We start from the raw sequence: 17,417 nt of genomic DNA, 5'->3' as shown, positions 1-17,417 counted from the left end.
CTTGACGGGCATGGTCCCGAGAGTCGGGCGGCGCCGGCGGGAGGGGCAGGCACGCACAACGGGGCGCAACGCGCCACGTGGCACGGCGACGACGAGGAGCCTCGGCATGCTGGAGGTCATCGGCGCGGGACTTCCGCGCACCGGGACGACGTCCACGAAGACGGCCCTGGAACGGCTCGGCTTCGGGCCGTGCTTCCACACCTTCGAGGTCATGCTCCATCCCGAACTGGCCGGGCGATGGCAGTCCGCCGGCTCCGGCGGGCCCGTCGACTGGGACGAGGTCTTCAAGGGCTTCCGGTCCTGCGTGGACTGGCCCGCCAGCTTCTTCTGGCGGGAACTGGCGGAGGCCTACCCGCACGCCAAGGTCGTGCTCACGGTCCGCGATCCGCACAGCTGGTACGCCAGCTTCCGCGTGCTGAGCATGCTCAGCGCACGGGGACCGATGCGGGAGGACGAGACGCCGGAGGCCGTCCGCCCCGTCGTCGCCGCGATGACGACCCTGCGGCCGATCTTCGAGCGCATCAGCGGGTCGGTCTTCGGGGAGAAGTGGCCCCCCGTTCGACCGCCGGAGGAGGAGCGGGCGGTCGCGGCCTACCATCGGCACGTCGGCGAAGTGCGGTCCGCCCTGCCCTCGGAACGGCTCCTGGTCTTCGACGTGCGCGAGGGGTGGGGGCCCCTGTGCGCGTTCCTCGGGGTCGCCACTCCCACGGACGTCCCGTTCCCGCACCTCAACGACTCCGCGTCGATCCGCGAGATGTTCGAGCTCATGCGCACCGAGGGCCGCGTGCGCGTTCCCTTCCGGCCCGACGGAGAATGACCCGCACCGGACGGCAGGGCTGGTCGCGTCGTCCGGAGGCGTGCCGCCCGGGTGGCACTCGCACTTCCCCCGTCTCGGCGCGACGGCGGGCGGGCGACCGGGCGTACACCCCCGGACGACGCGCCAAGATCGACTACTCGGCGTGACGAGCCATTCGGGAATGGGTACGACTTCTGTCAACTTGACTGTATGTTTTGCGACGCTAGATCGAACTTACGCCAGTTGTCAACGAAAGTCGGTACTTTCCCGCACGAAACTTCCACCGTCCCGTACGTCCGTCGCCGGCTCGGACCGTCGACCTGGGAAGTCATCGCGCGCTATTGACCGCCCGGTAGCACCGTCGTAACAATGTGGGCGTCTCACGCTCGACGGCGGTGGCACGCCGGCGTAGCCAGGCAGCCTTCTGTCCAGTGTTCGACCAGTGTTCGACCACGACGCGTTCGGCGCACGCGTCCTCACCAAGGGACGATGCGTGCGGCCAGCCCTGGCGACCACTTCCGAGTGCGACCTCCATGGCCCTTACCTCGCCGCTTCGGCGTGGGCGCATCTCCCCGGAAACGAGCGGCCGGACCGCCACGCTTCCCTGCCGTTGCCGCGGCGCGGGTGGCGGCCCGGCCACCCATCTGACGCCCTCCGGCCAAGGAGAAGCATCACGTGAACAGTACCTCCAAGAGGACCAAGCTGATGGCGGCGGCCGCCGCCGCCGTCATGACGGGGCTCCTGACGACGCCGTCGGTGGCGACGGCGCAGGAAACCCAGGCGCCCCCGGAGTCCGCCTTCCAGAAGGTGACTCTGAACGACACTCCCGGTGAGCCCATGGACCTCGCCGTCCTTCCGGACGGCAGGGTTCTGCACACCACCCGCGCCGGCACCATCTGGCTGCACGACCCGGCGACCGGCCTCAACACGAAGGCCGGCGCCATCGACGTGTACCAGCACGACGAGGAGGGCCTGCAGAGCATCGCGCTCGACCCGAAGTTCGGCAAGGGCAACAACTGGGTCTACCTGTACTACTCGCCGCCGCTGGACACCCCCGTCGACGACCCCGCGACGCCCAACGTGAACGAGGGCGACGCACCGAACGAGGGCACCGAGGCCGACTGGGAGCGCTTCAGCGGCGCGATCCGGCTGTCCCGCTTCGAGTTCAAGAAGGGCCAGATCGACCCGGCGAGCGAGCAGCAGATCCTCGACGTCCCGGTCGACCGCGGCATCTGCTGCCACGTCGGCGGCGACATCGTCTTCGACGCCGAGGGGAACCTCTACCTGTCCACCGGCGACGACACCAACCCGTTCGCCTCCGGCGGCTACGCGCCGATCGACGACCGGCCGGGCCGTAACCCGGCGTACGACGCCCGGCGCACCTCGGGCAACACCAACGACCTGCGCGGCAAGATCCTGCGCATCAAGCCCAAGAACGGCGGCGGCTACACGATCCCCGAGGGCAACCTGTTCGCGCCGGGCACCCCGAAGACCCGGCCCGAGATCTACGCGATGGGGCTGCGCAACCCGTTCCGCATCGAGATCAACAAGGAGAACGGCGACCTGTACGTCGGCGACTACTCGCCCGACGCACGGCAGGCCAACCCCAACCGCGGGCCGTCCGGGACCGGCAAGTGGACGGTCATCAACAAGCCGGGCAACCACGGCTGGCCGTACTGCGCCACCGCCCAGCTGCCGTACAACGACTACGACTTCGCCACCTCCACCTCCGGCGCGCCCTTCGACTGCGCGGCGCCGGTGAACGACTCGCGGCACAACACCGGCCTGAGCGAGCTGCCCCCGGTCGAGCAGCCGGACGTGTGGTACACCTACGGCCTGTCCGCCCAGTTCCCCGAGCTCGGCACGGGCGGCATCTCCCCGATGGGCGGCCCCGTCTACCACTACGACAAGAAGGCGACACACGGCCGCAGCCCGGTGGCGTGGCCGGAGTACTACGACGGCATACCGCTGCTGTACGAGTGGTCGCGTGACTGGGTGAAGGGCATGCGCCTGGGCGAGGACGGCAGGCTCTCGCAGATCGAGTCCGTCCTGCCGTCGTTCGTCTTCGACAACGCGATGGACATGGAGTTCGGCCCGGACGGCGCGCTCTACGTCCTGGAGTACGGCGACGGCTACTTCAACGAGAACCCCGACGCCCAGCTCGCCCGCATCGACTACATCGGGGAGAACGGCAACCACTCGCCGTCGCCGAAGGCGTCGGTGGACAAGACGAACGGCACGGCGCCGCTCACGGTCGCGTTCTCCAGCGAGGGCACGGTGGACGCGGACGGCGACCGGCTCAAGTACGCGTGGGACTTCGACGCCGACGGCAAGGTGGACTCGCGTGAGGCGAACCCCACCTTCACCTACACGGAGAACGGCGTCCACCGCGCGACGCTGAAGGTGACCGACGTGGGCGGCCCCCAGCGGGGACGCTCGGCCACGGCCGAGGTCGAGGTCGTGGTCGGCAACCAGGCGCCGATCGTCGAGTTCGTCACACCGGTCGACGGGCAGGAGTTCCGCTTCGGCGACGTCGTGCAGTTCGAGGTCAAGGTGACCGACGACCAGCCGGTCGACTGCAGCCGTGTCCGGGTGACCTACATCCTCGGCCACGACAGCCACGGGCACCCGCAGACGACCGCGAGCGGATGCACCGGCAGCATCACCACCACCGTGCCGTCGGGCCACGACCCGGCGACCGACAACCTCTCCGGTGTCTTCAACGCCACCTACACGGACCCGGGCGCGGACGAGCTGCCCGCCCTGTCCGGCAGTGCAGAGATCGTGCTGAAGCCGGCCCGCTGATCCGGCCGCCGGGGCGGGCGCGTGCCCGCCCCGGCTCCCCGATGCCGTCGAGGAACTGCCGGCGGGGACGGCCGGCGGTCAGGGCCGCACGGCGTACACCTTGCGGAGCGTCTCGTGCACCGTCCACACGGTGCGCGCGCCGCCGGGCATCAGGACGACGTCCCCCGGGCCGACGTCGAGCACCGGGCCGCCCTCGACCGCGATCGTCGCTCTGCCGCCCAGCACGACGAAGACCTCGTCCGCCTCGGTGTCGGTGCTCACCCCCGGCCCGTGCTGCCAGACGCCCACCGCCAGGTCGGCGCCCGACGCCACCTCGAGATGCCGGACCTCCGGAGCTCCGGACACCACCTGGGCGGGGTCGAGCGGAGCCGGATCGAGATCGGCGTCGGCCAGGGCCGCCGCGCGCACTACGCGCGGGGTGACGGTGAACGATTTGTCGTCTTCCACCTGCGGAATTGTAGGACCCGGCCCTACGGTCCCCCGGAGGCGGTCCTCCACCGGACCATATGGCGCCAGAGGCGGAGGGGCCTCACGGCAGACTCCGCGGGCGCGTCCGCCCGCGACGGGACCGGCGGGGACGGCCGGCTTCGTCTCACGCTCCGGCTTGACAAGAAGATCATGCGAAATGTGATCGCCAAGGTTATGATCTTCGATATGGCGCGGCTGGTGGCGTACGCCTCGCGAACCGTCGAGTCGCTGCCCCGCGACCTCGTGCCGGCCGGCGGCCCCGGCCGGCTCCTCCCGTCAACCCCTCCCCCTCAAGTGAGTTCTCCATGCCAGCAGTAGACAACGTCCTCATCGTCGGCGGCGGCACCGCCGGATCGGCCCTGGCCATCCTGCTCGCCCGCGGCGGGGTCACCGTGGACATCGCGGAGATCCAGCCCGCGGTCACCACGCTCGGGTCGGGCATCACCCTGCAGGGCAACGCGCTGCGGGTGCTGCGCGACCTCGGCGTCTGGGACCGCGTCGCCGCCGCCGGATTCGCGTTCGACTCGCTCGGGCTGCGCGCCCCGGACGGCACGTTGCTCGCGGAGCTCCCCGGCCCCCGGACCGGCGGCCCCGACCTGCCCGCCACGCTTGGCATCAACCGGCCCGAACTGGCCGCCGCCCTCGCCGACGCCGTGGGCGCGGCCGGGGCGCGGACCAGGTTCGGGGTGACCGCCGAGGCCCTGACCGACACCGGCGACGCCGTCGTCGCGCGTCTCTCCGACGGCACCACCGGCACCTACGACCTGGTGGTGGGCGCGGACGGCATCCGCTCTGCGGTGCGCGCGCTGATCGGGATCGACGACGCCCCGAGGCCGACCGGCATGGGCATCTGGCGCGTCCACACGCGCCGCCCGGCCGGGATCGAGCGCACCGACCTCGTCTACGGCGGCCCCTGCTACATCGCCGGATACTGCCCGACCGGCCCGGACACCATGTACGCCTACCTGGTGGAGAAGGCTCGCCCGCGCGACGCGGTCGGCGACAGGGTCGCGCACATGCGGGCACTCGCCGAGGGGTACGGCGGGCCGTGGGAGGAGATCCGCGAGGACATCACCGACCCCGAGCGCATCAACTACACGTGGTTCGAGTCCCTGCTGGTGGACCGCCCGTGGAACCGCGGCAGGGTCGTCCTGATCGGCGACGCCGCGCACGCCTGCCCGCCCACCATCGCCCAGGGCGCGGCCCAGTGCCTGGAGGACGCCGCCGTCCTGGCCGAGTTGCTGCTCGCCGCCGACCGGCTCGACCGGTCGCTGTTCGACGCGTTCATGGACCGCCGCCACGCACGGGCGAAGGCCGTGGTCGAGGCGTCCCTGCAGCTGGCCGACTGGCAGCTGAATCCCGTGCCGGACGCCGACCTGCCCGGGCTGATGGGCCGGATCAGCGCACTGCTGTCGAAGCCCGCCTGATCACTCGCCGCATGACTTTGGTCCTCAGGAACGATGACTTCCGCGCGCGGAGGGCAGCCGCTTCGTGGACCACAGTGGAGACGGAACCCGACGAAGGGGGTAGGCGATGACCGTCACCGAGGTCAGACGACAGGAAGACGCGCGGGCGCACGAGGCGTGGCGCGGTTTCCGCGGCACGACCTGGCGCGGGACCGTCGACGTGCGCGACTTCATCCAGGCCAACTACCTGCCGTACGAGGGCGACGAGTCGTTCCTCGCCGGGCCGACGGAACGGACCCGCGCGGTCTGGGCGGAGGTGTCGGACCTGTTCCCGGAGGAGCGGCGGCGCGGGATATACGACGTCGACACCGCCACCCCCTCCTCGATCACCGCGCACCGGCCCGGTTACATCGACTCCGAGCGTGAGCTGATCGTCGGACTGCAGACCGACGCCCCGCTGAAGCGGGCGATCATGCCGGCGGGCGGGCTGCGGATGGTCGAGAGCGGCCTCGCCGCGTACGGGTACACGCTCGACCCGGGGGTCAAGGAGATCTTCACCCGGTATCGCAAGACGCACAACGACGGCGTCTTCGACGCGTACACGCCGGAGATCCGGGCGGCCCGCCGCGCCGGGATCATCACCGGGCTGCCCGACGCGTACGGCCGCGGGCGCATCATCGGCGACTACCGGCGGGTCGCGTTGTACGGCGTGGACCGGCTGATCGAGGCCAAGCGGGCCGAGCTGCGCACGCTGGACGGCGCGTTCTCCACGGACGCGGTCATCCGCGACCGGGAGGAGCTGGCCGAGCAACTGCGCGCCCTCGACGAGCTGAAGCGGATGGCGGCCTCCTACGGTTACGACATCTCCGGGCCGGCGACCACCGCGCGCGAGGCCGTCCAGTGGCTGTACTTCGCCTATCTCGCCGCCGTCAAGGAGCAGAACGGCGCGGCCATGTCGCTCGGGCGCACCTCCACGTTCGTGGACGTCTACATCGAGCGCGACCTCGCCGAGGGACTGCTCACCGAGCGGGAGGCGCAGGAACTGGTCGACGACTTCGTCATCAAGCTGCGCATCGTCCGCTTCCTGCGCACCCCCGAGTACGACCAGCTCTTCTCCGGCGACCCGACCTGGGTGACGGAGTCGATCGGCGGCATCGGCGCGGACGGCAGGCCGCTGGTCACCCGCACCAGCTACCGCTACCTGCAGACGCTGCGCAACCTCGGCCCCGCCCCCGAGCCGAACCTGACGGTCTTCTGGTCGCCGCGGCTGCCCGAGCCGTTCAAGCGCTTCTGCGCCCGCCTGTCCATCGAGACCAGCTCGATCCAGTACGAGAGCGACGAGCTGATGCGGCCGCGGTACGGCGACGACACCGCCATCGCCTGCTGCGTCTCCGCCGCCCCCGTCGGAAAGCAGATGCAGTTCTTCGGCGCCCGGGTCAACCTCGCGAAGGCCCTGCTGTACGCGATCAACGGCGGCCGGGACGAGATGACCGGCGAGCAGGTCGGCCCGGCCTACCCGCCGCTGACCGGCGACGTGCTCGACTACGAGGAGCTCGCGGCGGCCTTCGACCGGATGATGGACTGGCTCGCGAAGACGTACGTGAACGCGCTGAACGTCATCCACTACATGCACGACAAGTACGCCTACGAGCGCATCGAGATGGCGCTGCACGACTACCCCGTCCAGCGCACGCTCGCCTGCGGCATCGCGGGCCTGTCGGTGGCCGCGGACAGCCTGTCGGCCGTCAGGCACGCGACCGTCCGGGTCGTCCGCGACGAGACCGGGCTGGCCGTGGACTACGTGGTCGAGGGCGACTACCCGGCGTACGGCAACAACGACGACCGCGCCGACGCCATCGCCGTCGACCTCGTCAGGTCGTTCATGGACAAGATCCGCCGCAACCCGTCCTACCGCGACGCCGAGCACACCCAGTCGGTGCTCACCATCACCTCCAACGTGGTCTACGGCAAGCACACCGGCAACACGCCCGACGGACGCAGGGCGGGCACGCCGTTCGCGCCGGGGGCGAACCCGATGAACGGCCGCGACCGGCACGGCCTGGTCGCCTCGGCGCTGTCGGTGGCCAAGCTCCCCTACGAGCAGGCGCAGGACGGCATCTCGCTCACCAGCACGGTCACCCCCGACGGGCTGGGCCGCACGGCCGAGGACCGGGTCGCCGACCTCGTGGGCGTGCTCGACGGCTACTTCGACGCGGGCGGCTTCCACATGAACGTCAACGTGCTCGACCGGGCCACGCTGATCGACGCGATGGACCACCCCGAGAAGTACCCGCAGCTCACCATCCGCGTCTCCGGGTACGCCGTCAACTTCGTCCGGCTCACCCGGGAGCAGCAGCAGGACGTGATCGACCGCACCTTCCACGGGCGGCTGTGATGCGCGGCGGACCGCGGGACTGCTCTCCCCCCGGGCCGCGCGCGGACTCCACCGCGCGGGTCAGGGAGGAGGCCGCCGCCGAGCTCTGCCAGGCGGAGCCGGCGGTGGGCGGCGGCGTCATCGAGTCGTGGGACCTGTCGGTCGGCGTGGACGGTCCCGGCACCCGCTTCGTGGTGTTCACCTGCGGCTGCCCGCTGCGCTGCCTGTACTGCCACAACCCCGAGACCTGGCGCATGCGCGACGGCCGCCGGGTCACGGTGGACGAGGTCATGACCGAGGTGGGCCGCTACCGGCGGTTCATCTCGGTCGCGGGCGGCGGGGTGACGGTCAGCGGCGGCGAGCCGCTGCTGCAGCCCCGCTTCACCGGCGAACTGCTGCGCCGCTGCCACGACAGCGGCCTGCACACCGCGCTGGACACCTCCGGGTTCCTCGGCGACCGCGCGAGCGACGCGCTGCTGGCCGACACCGACCTCGTGCTGCTCGACATCAAGTCGTCCGACCCGCAGGGCTACCGGCGGCTCACCGGCGGGAGCCTGGAGCCGACCCTGCGCTTCGCCCGCCGGCTGGCCGACCTGGGCCGTCCGGTCTGGGTGCGGTTCGTCCTGGTGCCCGGCCACACCGACGCCGAGGAGAACGTCGAGAACCTGGCCCGGTTCGTCGCGTCGCTCGGCAACGTCGAGCGGGTCGACGTGCTGCCCTTCCACCGCATGGCCGCCGGCAAGTACGCCCGGCTCGGGCTGGCCTACCCGCTGGCGGACGTGCGGCCCCCTGATCAGGACCTGCTGGACCGGGTGCACGCCCAGTTCGCCGCGTACGGCGTGACCAGCGTGTGACGCATGCCTCCTCGGGAGACGACGACCGTCCGGGGGCCGGGGGACCTTCGGCCCTCCCCCGGGCGAACGCCGGGCGGCACGGTTGATCCATGACGATCCTGAGCACCGGCCCCCGCCCGATCCCCCTCCCGCAGGAGGGCGAGGAGACCCGGGAACATGCGAAGACCCCTCACGCGCGGCGCCCCGTCCGGGAGGCCGTCCGGGAGGCCCTGCAGGAGGAGTTCACCGAGACGGTCGACGACGTGCGCCTGGCCGACATCGACGGCATGGTGCACATCTACGTGTGCGTACGCCCCGCCGCGACCACCTGCCCGGAACTCATCCGCGCCGCCGCCCGCGAGGCGTACCGCCGGGCCGTGCACGGCGCGCAGGCGGTGGCCCACGTCGCGGCGGCCGGCGCCGGTCAGGGACGGCGGTGACGTCGCGCCACCGCCCTCGTGAGCGGCCGGGGTGTCAGCGCGGGGAGCGCGTGGGCCACACGGCCACGACGAGCAGGGCCACGACGGCGGCGACGGTCCCGCTGACGACCGGGTCGTAGTGCGACCCGTGGTCAGGGAAGAGGGACCAGCCGACGTTGGAGGCGGCGTGGCACACGACCGCCGCGAGCACGCTACCGCTGCGGTCGTACAGCCAGACGATGACCACCCGGAGCGCCACCGTGAACAGGCACTGCCCCGCGATCCACAGAGGGCCGTGACCGGCCTGCGCGTACGGGACGAGGTGCCAGACGGCCCACACCACGCCCAGGACGACGCCGGTGGCCGGCACGCTCAGCCGGGCGCGCAGCGGATCGGTGGCGTACGCGGTCCAGCCCGCCTCCTCACAGGCCGCGGCGACGAGGAACACGGCGAACAGCAGGGGGATCTCGACCGGCGCGATGCGCGGCTCGGGCAGTGACCGGCCCAGGAGGACCAGCACGCCGTAGGACGCGGCCATCACTCCCAGGGGCGCCGCGAGCGCGAGCGCGTACCAGCCGGGATCGGCGACGGCGCCCCGGTCCACGACGCGGCGCAGCAGCCGTCGCACGGCTCCGCGCGGCTCGCGACGCCACACGAGCGCCATCGCCGCCAGCAGTGGGCAGCACGCCATCAGCGCGCTGACGGGCAGGTTCTCCGACAGGCGGCCGATCAGGGCGCCGGCCAGCCAGAAGGGCGCGGACAGGGCGAAGGTCAGTGCGATCAGCCGCGCCGGCGACCTGTGGAGCGCTTCCGGCCACCCGCTCACGCGCAACTCCCCAAGGTCGCGGCCGATCCGTCCGTCAATTGTGCCCGCCGTTCACCGAGCCCGCGCCGGCCGGCCGTCGGACCGGACGCCCCCGTGTGGGCGTCGCCGCATCGCGTGGCGAGCAGAGGGTCAGGCCTCCGTCCCGTGCGTGGTCGCGACCTGCTCGGCTACCTGCCGCGCCCAGGCGCGCACCCGCTCGGGGTCGCGGTAGTCGCCCCCGGTCCTTTCCGCGATCCGCGCGGTGATGAAGCCCTTGGCGTCACGGGCGAGCCGCCCTCCGAACGTCCGGTGCCCCACCGCGTGCAGAGCCGCCGACGCCCGGGCCGCCTGGGGAACCGGCGGGATCTCGGCCTCGTCCGCGGACCGGTCGAGCGGGCCGCTGCTGAACAGCCACACCGGCCGGCCGGACAGGGCGGCGGCGTGCCGCCGGGCGAAGCGCCGGGCCTCCTTGTGCCAGCGTCCCTCGTACAGTGCTCCGCCCAGCACCACCGCGTCGTATTCGGTCACGTCGCGGACCGACCCGGCGTCCGCGACCTCGGTCTCGAGCCCCTGCCCGCGCAGGGTGTCACCGATCCAGCCCGCGATCTCCGCGGTCGAGCCTCGCTTGGATCCGTACGCGACCAGCACGCGTGTCATGGCCGGACCTCCTTCTCTTCTGGGGAACTGTCGATCGCAGCCTCCCGCCGCGAGGGTCGTGCGGGGTAGAGGCCCAGGGCCCGTCCCAACCGGTCGTAGGGCCGCCCTGGTCACGACGTCCGCCGTGGACCCGGCCGGGCCGAAGGTCCCACGATCACGGGACTTCGGGGCGCACGCGGCGTGCCGTACGGCACCAGCGGCGGGGGTGGCGAACGCGGTTTCCTTGAAATGTCAAAGAGAGAGCAAAGACGCGAAGTTACCGAAAGGGGCCGGTCATGGCCATCATCGAAGGGCGCACCCAGAGGAACCACCGCCTCTATGACGCCGCTCCCGGCACGGCCGGCGCCACCACGGTTCAGACCACCCAGGGTCCCGCCCGGTTCGCCTGGGCCGCCGCCCGCATCGCCCTCGGCTGGGTGTTCCTGTGGGCCTTCCTGGACAAGATGTTCGGCTTCGGCTTCGCCACCCCCGCCGCCAAGGCCTGGATCAACGGCGGCAGCCCCACCACCGGCTTCCTCAAGGGCACCGCCGACAACACCCTCGGCGGCCTGTTCAACGCCCTCGCCGGACAGGCCTGGGTCGACTGGCTGTTCATGACCGGCCTGGCCGGCATCGGCACCGCGCTCATCCTCGGCATCGGAATGCGCATCGCCGCCACCACCGGCACCCTGCTCCTGCTGATGATGTGGGCCGCCGCACTGCCCCTCACCACCAACCCCTTCATGGACGACCACATCGTCTACGCCATCGTCCTCATCGGCCTCGCCCTCGCCAACGCCGGCAACACCCTCGGACTCGGCACCATCTGGACCAACACCACCCTGGTCCGCCGCCTCCCGATCCTGAAGTAGACCCCGGCAAGCTCCGGTGCCCACCCCCAGCCCCCTGGGGGTGGGCATCGGCATGTCCGCGATCAGGCGCCAAGCGTCGCGCCGTACGAGCCGAGGTCCGCCCGCGTGTTCCCGGCGGTGCTCCCCGGTCAGTCCTGGCGACTCAGTCCTGGCGACTCAGTCCTGGCGGCCGGCCTTGAGGCGCGCGGCGAGCGCGGCGGCCTGGGTGCGGCGCTGCATGTCGAGCTTGCTCAGCAGGTTGGACACGTAGTTCTTGACCGTCTTCTCCGCCAGGAACATCCGCTCGCCGATCTGGCGGTTGGTCAGGCCCTCCCCGATCAGCTCCAGGATCTGCCGCTCCTGGTCCGACAGCGCGGCCAGCGGGTCCTTCTTCGTGGCCTGGTCGCGCAGCCGGTGCAGCATCGCCGCCGTGGTCTGCGGGTCCAGCAGCGACTGCCCGCCGGCCACCGTGCGCACCGCCCCGACCAGGTCGGAGCCGTGGATCTGCTTGAGCACGTATCCGGAGGCGCCGGCCATGACCGCGTTGAACAACGCCTCGTCGTCGGCGTAGGAGGTCAGCATCAGGCAGGCCAGGCCAGGCACCTTGGATCGGACCTCACGGCAGACGTCCACTCCGTCGCCGTCGGGCAGGCGCACGTCGAGCACCGCCACATCCGGCTTCAGCGCGGGAATGCGGGCCACGGCCGACTCCGCCGTGCCCGCCTCGCCCACCACCTCGATGTCGTCCTCGGCGTCCAGCAACGCCGCCACACCACGCCGTACGACTTCATGGTCGTCCACCAGGAACACGCGAATCATGCCCCCTACGCTAAGCCCTCCGGTCGGCGCGCGCATCGGGGGCGGAGCACCGGAACCGCCGGTGACGACGAAGATCCCCCGCCGCTCCCCTCCGGCCGGCTCTGCGGGAGAGCCGGCGGGGAGCGACGGGGGTCGCAGAGGCCCGGTACGGCCCCGCGTGCGCGGGGCCCCGGGCGCTAGCGCGGGGAACGCCCGTAGTAGGCGTCCCGCATCAGCGCCTGCATGTCGTCGAGCATCGGCATCCGGGGGTTGGCCGGCGCGCACTGGTCCTCGTACGCGTTGAGCGCCTGCTGCGGCAGCGCGTCCAGGAACGCCTGCTCGTCGACGCCCACGTCCCGGAAGGACCGCTCGATCCCGACGGCGTCGCGCAGGTCCTCGATGGCCGCCGCGAGCGACTCGACCCCCTCGGCGGGCGTGGCCGCGGGCAGGCCGAGCGTCTGGGCGATCTCCTGGAACCGCTCGGGCGCGCGGTAGTCCTCATACTTGGGCCAGCCCGACAGCTTCGAAGGGACCGTGCCGTTGTAGCGGATCACGTGCGGCAGCAGGATCGCGTTCGTACGCCCGTGGGCCACGTGGAAGGTGGCGCCGAGCGTGTGGGACATGGCGTGCACGATCCCGAGGAAGGCGTTGCCGAAGGCCATCCCGGCGATCGTGCCGGCGTTGTGCATCTTCTCCCTGGCCTCCGGGTCGGCGGCGCCGCGGGTCACCGCCCGCTCCAGGTAGCGGAAGATGATCCTGATCGCGTGCAGGGCCGGGCCGTCGGTGAAGTCGTTGGCGTACACCGACACGTACGACTCGATGGCGTGGGTGAGGGCGTCGAAGCCGCTGTCGGCGGTGACCACCCTGGGCAGGTCGGCGGCGAGGACCGGGTCCACGATCGCGACGCTGGGCGTGAGCGCGTAGTCGGCCAGCGGATACTTCTTGCCCGTCGCGGTGTCGGTGATCACGGCGAACGGCGTGACCTCCGCGCCCGTGCCCGAGGTGGTCGGCACGCACACCAGGCGGGCGAGCTCACCGAGCGCGGGGAACCGGAAGGCACGCTTGCGGATGTCGAAGAACTTCTCCCTCATGTCCGCGAAGACGACCTCGGGGTGCTCGTAGCGCAGCCACATGACCTTGGCCGCGTCCATGACCGAGCCGCCGCCGAGGGCGATGATGGTGTCGGGCCGGAAGGCGCGCATGAGGTCGGCGCCCTTGTCGACGGTCGCCACGCTCGGCTCGGGCTCCACGTCGTCGATGATCTGCAGCGCCACCGGCTCCCCGCGCCGCCGCAGCACGTCGGTGACGCGGTCGACGTACCCCAGCCGGGTCATCACGGCGTCGGCCACGATGGTGACGCGGTGCACGTCCGGCATGTCCGCCAGGTAGCGGATCGCGTTCGGCTCGAAGTAGATCTTCGCGGGGACCTTGAACCACTGCAGGTTGTTGTTGCGCCGCCCGATCCGCTTGATGTTGATCAGGTTGACCGCCGAGACATTGTTCGACACCGAGTTGTGCCCGTAGCTGCCGCAGCCCAGGGTCAGCGAGGGCAGGAACGCGTTGTACATGTCGCCGATGCCGCCCTGGGAGGCGGGGGCGTTCCAGATCACCCGCACCGCCTTGACCCTGATGCCGTACTTCTCGGCGAGGCCGGCGTCCTCGGTGTGGATGACGGCGCTGTGCCCGAGGCCGTCGAACTCGACCATGCGCTCGGCGAGGGTCAGGCCCTCCTCACGGCTGTGCGCCCGCAGCACGGCGAGCACCGGACACAGCTTCTCCCTGGTCAGCGGCTCGCGCGGACCGACCTCGTCCACCGGGACGAGGATGAGGGAGGTGTCCGGCGGCACGGCGAACCCGGCCTGCTCGGCGATCCAGTGCGGGGTGCGCCCGACGACGTCGGGGTTGAGCCTCGCCTCGGAGCAGGAGGCGCCGTGTGCCGTCGCCCCGAACACGAACCGCTCCAGCTTCGCCTTCTCCTCCGGCGTCGCGACGTACGCGTGCAGCCGGGCGAACTCGGCCAGCGCGGCGTCGTAGATCTCCTCGTCGAGGATGACGGCCTGCTCGGAGGCGCAGATCATGCCGTTGTCGAACGTCTTGGACAGCACGACGTCGTGCACCGCCCTGCGCAGCTTGGCCGTCCGCTCGATGTAGGCGGGGACGTTGCCCGCCCCCACGCCCAGCGCCGGCTTGCCCGCCGAGTAGGCCGCCCTGACCATGCTGTTCCCCCCGGTGGCGAGGATCACCGACACGCCCTCGTGCCGCATCAGCGCGCCGGTCGCCTCCAGCGAGGGTTCCTCGATCCACTGGACGCAGTGCTCGGGCGCGCCGGCCGCGACGGCGGCGTCCCGTACGATCCTGGCCGCCTCGGCGCTGCAGCGCTGCGCCGCGGGATGGAACGCGAACACGATGGGATTGCGGGTCTTCAGCGCCAGCAGCGCCTTGAAGATCGTGGTCGAGGTGGGGTTGGTGACCGGCGTGACGCCGCAGACCACCCCGACGGGGTCGGCGATCTCCACGATCCCGTTGATCTCGTCGCGGGAGACGACGCCGACCGTCTTGAGCCCGGCCATGCTGTGGGTCACGTGCTCGCAGGCGAAGATGTTCTTGACCGCCTTGTCCTCGAACAGGCCCCGGCCCGTCTCCTCGACGGCCAGCAGGGCGAGCGCGGCGTGCCGGTCCAGCGCGGCGACGGACGCCTTCTTGACGATGTGGTCGACCTGCTCCTGGGTGAAGGACTCGTACTCCGTCAACGCCTTCAGCCCGCCGGTCACCAACGTGTCGATCGCGGCGTGCACCTCGGCGGACAGGGCGGCTCCGGTCGGGGAGTCGGACATCTGGATCACCTCGTGGGCTCGGTCGGCCGACTTGCTGTCACCTCCATCCTTCTGCGGACGACGCGCGCCCGCCGCTGAAAAACGACCCCGTACGCCAGGACGAAGGTCACCGGTTCCACGGTGGGCGGCTCCCGGCGGGACGGCCGGCAAGGGAGATCGGTCCCTCGATCTCACGACGGAAGTCCTCACCCGTCAGGCCCCTAAAGGCCCTGTCCCGGGGCTGGAACGGCCAGAAGACTGACAACTGTGAACACGACATTCGATTCCGAAGCTGTGGTTGTGGCGACGACAGGAACGGTCCCCGCCGAGGCGGTCACCGAGGCGCGCGAGCGCGTCGCGGCACTGGCCCGCTTCACGGACAGGCCGATCCTCGCGGCTCGGGTCACGCTGACCTACTCGCCGGGGCCCGCCCCCCAGGATCGTTGCACCGCCCGTGCGGTGATCGACGTCAACGGCCGGCCGTTGTACGCGCACGCCGACGCGGCGACCATGGGCGGGGCCATCGCCGAGATCCAGGACAGGCTCAAGACCGAGCTGGAACGGCTCGGGAAGCGGAACTACTAGGGAATGCGCGGCCCCCGGCGCGCACCACACGTCGGCGTTCGGCGCCGGCGGGGCGACGCCGGGGCCCGTCCGGCTCGGTCGCGGTGTCCCTCACTTGGGCTGCCAGAGCGACGGCAGCGAGCCCTCCGCAGAAGACCTCCATGAAGCTCCATGAAGAAGGTGCGCCGTGATGTCTCCCCTCGCAACAGAACCCGCTTTCCAGCGGCTGCTCACCGCCGCGGGACAGGCGCCTTCTGTGCTCAACACCCAGCCCTGGCGGCTCAAGGCGGTCCGGGGAGAGTACGTCGAGCTGCTGGCCGACCCGGACCGGCGACTGCGGGTCAGCGACCCGCGCGGGCGCTCGCTGCACGTCAGCTGCGGCGCCGCCCTGTTCGACCTCCGGCTCGCCGTGCGGACCGCCGGTCATCGGCCGGTGATCTGGCTGCTGCCGAACACCGAAGAGGAACCCCGGCTCCTGGCCGCCCTGCGCGTGTCGCCGTACGGCCCGGCCCCTCACGGGACCCGCGAGCTCTACGACTGCATCGGCCTGCGCCGGACCAACCGGGAGCCGTTCAGCGATCGGCGGATCCCCGAGCACGTGCTCGCCGACCTGCGCCGCGCGGCCTCCCGCGAGGGGGCGGGACTAGAGGTGCTCGGCCGCTGGGCTTCGGCCGAACTGCTGGAGCACGTGGCCATCGCCGACGACGAGCTGTCCAAGAACGACGACTACCTGGCCGAGCTGCGGGCGTGGACGACGAGCGGAGGTCTCCGTGAGGGCCTCCCGTCCTACGTGCAGGGGCCCGGCTGCATCGAGGACCCGGCGCCGGTGCGGGACTTCGGAACGCACCGGGGGCGTGGGCCGGTGCACTTCGAGTCCCGCCCGCAACTGGCGGTGCTCACCACCGTGGGCGACGGCCCCGTCGACTGGCTGCGCGCCGGCCAGGCCCTGCAACGCGTGCTGCTGACCGCCACCCTCCACGGGGTGTCCGCGTCGTTCCTCAACCAGCCGCTCGACCTGCGCGACATGCGCCGGCGCAGCGACCCCCACCACCGGCGCGGCCACATCCAGATGATCCTGCGCCTGGGATACGGCCCCGCGGTTCCCCGCGCGCCGCGCCGCCCCGCCGGGGAGCTGAGGGAAACCGTCGCCGCCTGACCACGCCCGCGAAGCCGCTGTCCGATCAGCGACGGCGGCCTTCGCATGCGGGGGCCGCCGCAGGCATCGGACCGAAGCCCGCAGCGCGACACCGACCGGTTGTCGCCCCAATTAGTTTTTTGTTCCTGCTGGCCGCCCGGAAGAGGCGAGGATAAGTTCCACTCGGGGAGGGACTCATCCTCACGGAAATGAGAATGCGCCCGCGATCCGGAATCTGTTCCTGCCCGAATTAACCCGGATATTTCGGGGTTGCCGATGCTACAGGGCGCTGTCTACCTTTGACAGCGAATGCGACTCGGGGGCGAGTGGCGAGGGAAATGGGGGCGGCGTGGCGGAAGAGATGGTGCCCAACCCTCGCCACGCGCAACTGGTGGAACTGCTCAGGAGAGTCCAGACCAGGTCTCACGAGGTCGGACAGGCATACCAGCGCGTCTACGCGTCGATGCAGTCGGCCAAGGTCTGGACAGGCCCGACCGCCGCCAAGTGGACGAACGAGGTCGGTGAGCGGCATCACCGCCTGTCCCAACTCGTCCGGCAGATGACCCATGCCATCGAGGACGAAATGCACCGGCACCCCGCGATGGTGACCCGTTCCCAGGCCGAGCTCATCCGGCACCAGCTCACCGGGCGCCCCTGACACCCTGGCGGCCCCCTTGGGAAGGACGCGATGACATCCCCGAGCGGCGACTTCTG

General features: G+C 71.3%; 15 protein-coding genes. 10 read left to right on the top strand and 5 right to left on the bottom strand.

Annotated elements, in window-relative coordinates; genetic code table 11:
- The first annotated feature begins 106 nt into the window (after nt 1–106).
- Nucleotides 107–817: a sulfotransferase family protein gene (locus tag HHX31_RS25915; RefSeq protein ID WP_249346563.1), complete on the top strand. Its 711-nt coding sequence runs from the start codon at nt 107–109 to the stop codon at nt 815–817.
- Nucleotides 818–1,471: 654 nt separating this feature from the next.
- On the top strand, nt 1,472–3,601 hold the full coding sequence (locus HHX31_RS25910; RefSeq protein ID WP_211590326.1) for a PQQ-dependent sugar dehydrogenase: 2,130 nt from the start codon (nt 1,472–1,474) through the stop codon (nt 3,599–3,601).
- Between the two features lie 78 nt (nt 3,602–3,679).
- On the opposite strand, the gene HHX31_RS25905 is transcribed toward HHX31_RS25910, so the two are convergent.
- Nucleotides 3,680–4,048, bottom strand: coding sequence for a cupin domain-containing protein (locus HHX31_RS25905; RefSeq protein ID WP_311932242.1), 369 nt, complete (start codon nt 4,046–4,048; stop codon nt 3,680–3,682).
- Between the two features lie 326 nt (nt 4,049–4,374).
- On the opposite strand from HHX31_RS25905, the gene HHX31_RS25900 reads away from it, so the two are divergent.
- The 4 genes from HHX31_RS25900 (at nt 4,375) to HHX31_RS25885 (ending at nt 9,122) form a co-directional block, all read left to right on the top strand.
- The gene (locus HHX31_RS25900) at nt 4,375–5,496 is read left to right on the top strand and encodes an FAD-dependent monooxygenase (RefSeq protein WP_169951065.1); all 1,122 of its coding nucleotides are present in this window, start codon (nt 4,375–4,377) and stop codon (nt 5,494–5,496) included.
- A gap of 106 nt (nt 5,497–5,602) precedes the next feature.
- Entirely contained in the window at nt 5,603–7,870 is a 2,268-nt protein-coding gene (pflB, locus tag HHX31_RS25895; RefSeq protein WP_169951063.1) for a formate C-acetyltransferase, read from the top strand.
- Nucleotides 7,870–8,703, top strand: coding sequence for a pyruvate formate-lyase-activating protein (gene pflA, locus HHX31_RS25890; protein ID WP_169951061.1), 834 nt, complete (start codon nt 7,870–7,872; stop codon nt 8,701–8,703). The genes pflB and pflA overlap by 1 nt, the downstream gene beginning before the upstream one ends.
- Nucleotides 8,704–8,792: 89 nt before the next feature.
- Nucleotides 8,793–9,122: a hypothetical protein gene (locus HHX31_RS25885; protein WP_169951060.1), complete on the top strand. Its 330-nt coding sequence runs from the start codon at nt 8,793–8,795 to the stop codon at nt 9,120–9,122.
- Nucleotides 9,123–9,156: 34 nt separating this feature from the next.
- Here the strand turns inward: HHX31_RS25885 and HHX31_RS35815 are convergent, their stop codons facing one another.
- Nucleotides 9,157–9,927, bottom strand: a complete 771-nt coding sequence (locus HHX31_RS35815; RefSeq protein WP_169951058.1) for a CPBP family intramembrane glutamic endopeptidase — start codon at nt 9,925–9,927, stop codon at nt 9,157–9,159.
- 129 nt (nt 9,928–10,056) lie between these two features.
- Nucleotides 10,057–10,563: a flavodoxin domain-containing protein gene (locus HHX31_RS25875; RefSeq protein WP_169951056.1), complete on the bottom strand. Its 507-nt coding sequence runs from the start codon at nt 10,561–10,563 to the stop codon at nt 10,057–10,059.
- Nucleotides 10,564–10,838: 275 nt separating this feature from the next.
- Between HHX31_RS25875 and HHX31_RS25870 the strand changes: the two genes are divergently transcribed.
- Nucleotides 10,839–11,414, top strand: a complete 576-nt coding sequence (locus HHX31_RS25870; protein ID WP_249346560.1) for a hypothetical protein — start codon at nt 10,839–10,841, stop codon at nt 11,412–11,414.
- A 156-nt stretch (nt 11,415–11,570) separates the two neighbouring features.
- Here HHX31_RS25870 and HHX31_RS25865 read toward each other — a convergent pair whose 3' ends face one another.
- The gene (locus tag HHX31_RS25865; RefSeq protein ID WP_169951054.1) at nt 11,571–12,212 is read right to left on the bottom strand and encodes a response regulator transcription factor; all 642 of its coding nucleotides are present in this window, start codon (nt 12,210–12,212) and stop codon (nt 11,571–11,573) included.
- Between the two features lie 176 nt (nt 12,213–12,388).
- Nucleotides 12,389–15,034, bottom strand: coding sequence for a bifunctional acetaldehyde-CoA/alcohol dehydrogenase (adhE, locus tag HHX31_RS25860; RefSeq protein ID WP_311932241.1), 2,646 nt, complete (start codon nt 15,032–15,034; stop codon nt 12,389–12,391).
- 270 nt (nt 15,035–15,304) lie between these two features.
- On the opposite strand from adhE, the gene HHX31_RS25855 reads away from it, so the two are divergent.
- The 3 genes from HHX31_RS25855 (at nt 15,305) to HHX31_RS25845 (ending at nt 17,361) form a co-directional block, all read left to right on the top strand.
- Nucleotides 15,305–15,589 (top strand): HPF/RaiA family ribosome-associated protein, encoded by a 285-nt coding sequence (locus HHX31_RS25855; RefSeq protein WP_169951050.1) that lies wholly within the window; start codon nt 15,305–15,307, stop codon nt 15,587–15,589.
- 169 nt (nt 15,590–15,758) lie between these two features.
- On the top strand, nt 15,759–16,724 hold the full coding sequence (locus tag HHX31_RS25850; protein ID WP_211590325.1) for an Acg family FMN-binding oxidoreductase: 966 nt from the start codon (nt 15,759–15,761) through the stop codon (nt 16,722–16,724).
- A 328-nt stretch (nt 16,725–17,052) separates the two neighbouring features.
- Nucleotides 17,053–17,361 carry a hypothetical protein gene (locus HHX31_RS25845; protein ID WP_169951046.1) on the top strand — a complete coding sequence of 103 codons (309 nt, stop codon included), beginning with the start codon at nt 17,053–17,055 and terminating at the stop codon, nt 17,359–17,361.
- The last annotated feature ends 56 nt before the right edge of the window (nt 17,362–17,417 follow it).

Source organism: Microbispora sp. H11081, from assembly GCF_012999535.1.
Taxonomy (GTDB): Bacteria; Actinomycetota; Actinomycetes; order Streptosporangiales; family Streptosporangiaceae; genus Microbispora.
The sequence above is the reverse complement of the archived record's forward strand: the minus strand, read 5'-3'. Positions and strand labels throughout refer to the sequence as shown.

Coding starts and splice junctions, on each gene's coding strand:
- HHX31_RS25870 (WP_249346560.1), top strand. CDS start 10,839: ATGGCCATCATCGAAGGGCGCACCCAGAGGAACCACCGCCTCTATGAC.
- pflB (WP_169951063.1), top strand. CDS start 5,603: ATGACCGTCACCGAGGTCAGACGACAGGAAGACGCGCGGGCGCACGAG.
- pflA (WP_169951061.1), top strand. CDS start 7,870: ATGCGCGGCGGACCGCGGGACTGCTCTCCCCCCGGGCCGCGCGCGGAC.
- HHX31_RS25865 (WP_169951054.1), bottom strand. CDS start 12,212: ATGATTCGCGTGTTCCTGGTGGACGACCATGAAGTCGTACGGCGTGGT.
- HHX31_RS25875 (WP_169951056.1), bottom strand. CDS start 10,563: ATGACACGCGTGCTGGTCGCGTACGGATCCAAGCGAGGCTCGACCGCG.
- HHX31_RS25850 (WP_211590325.1), top strand. CDS start 15,759: ATGTCTCCCCTCGCAACAGAACCCGCTTTCCAGCGGCTGCTCACCGCC.
- HHX31_RS25900 (WP_169951065.1), top strand. CDS start 4,375: ATGCCAGCAGTAGACAACGTCCTCATCGTCGGCGGCGGCACCGCCGGA.
- HHX31_RS25885 (WP_169951060.1), top strand. CDS start 8,793: ATGACGATCCTGAGCACCGGCCCCCGCCCGATCCCCCTCCCGCAGGAG.
- HHX31_RS25915 (WP_249346563.1), top strand. CDS start 107: ATGCTGGAGGTCATCGGCGCGGGACTTCCGCGCACCGGGACGACGTCC.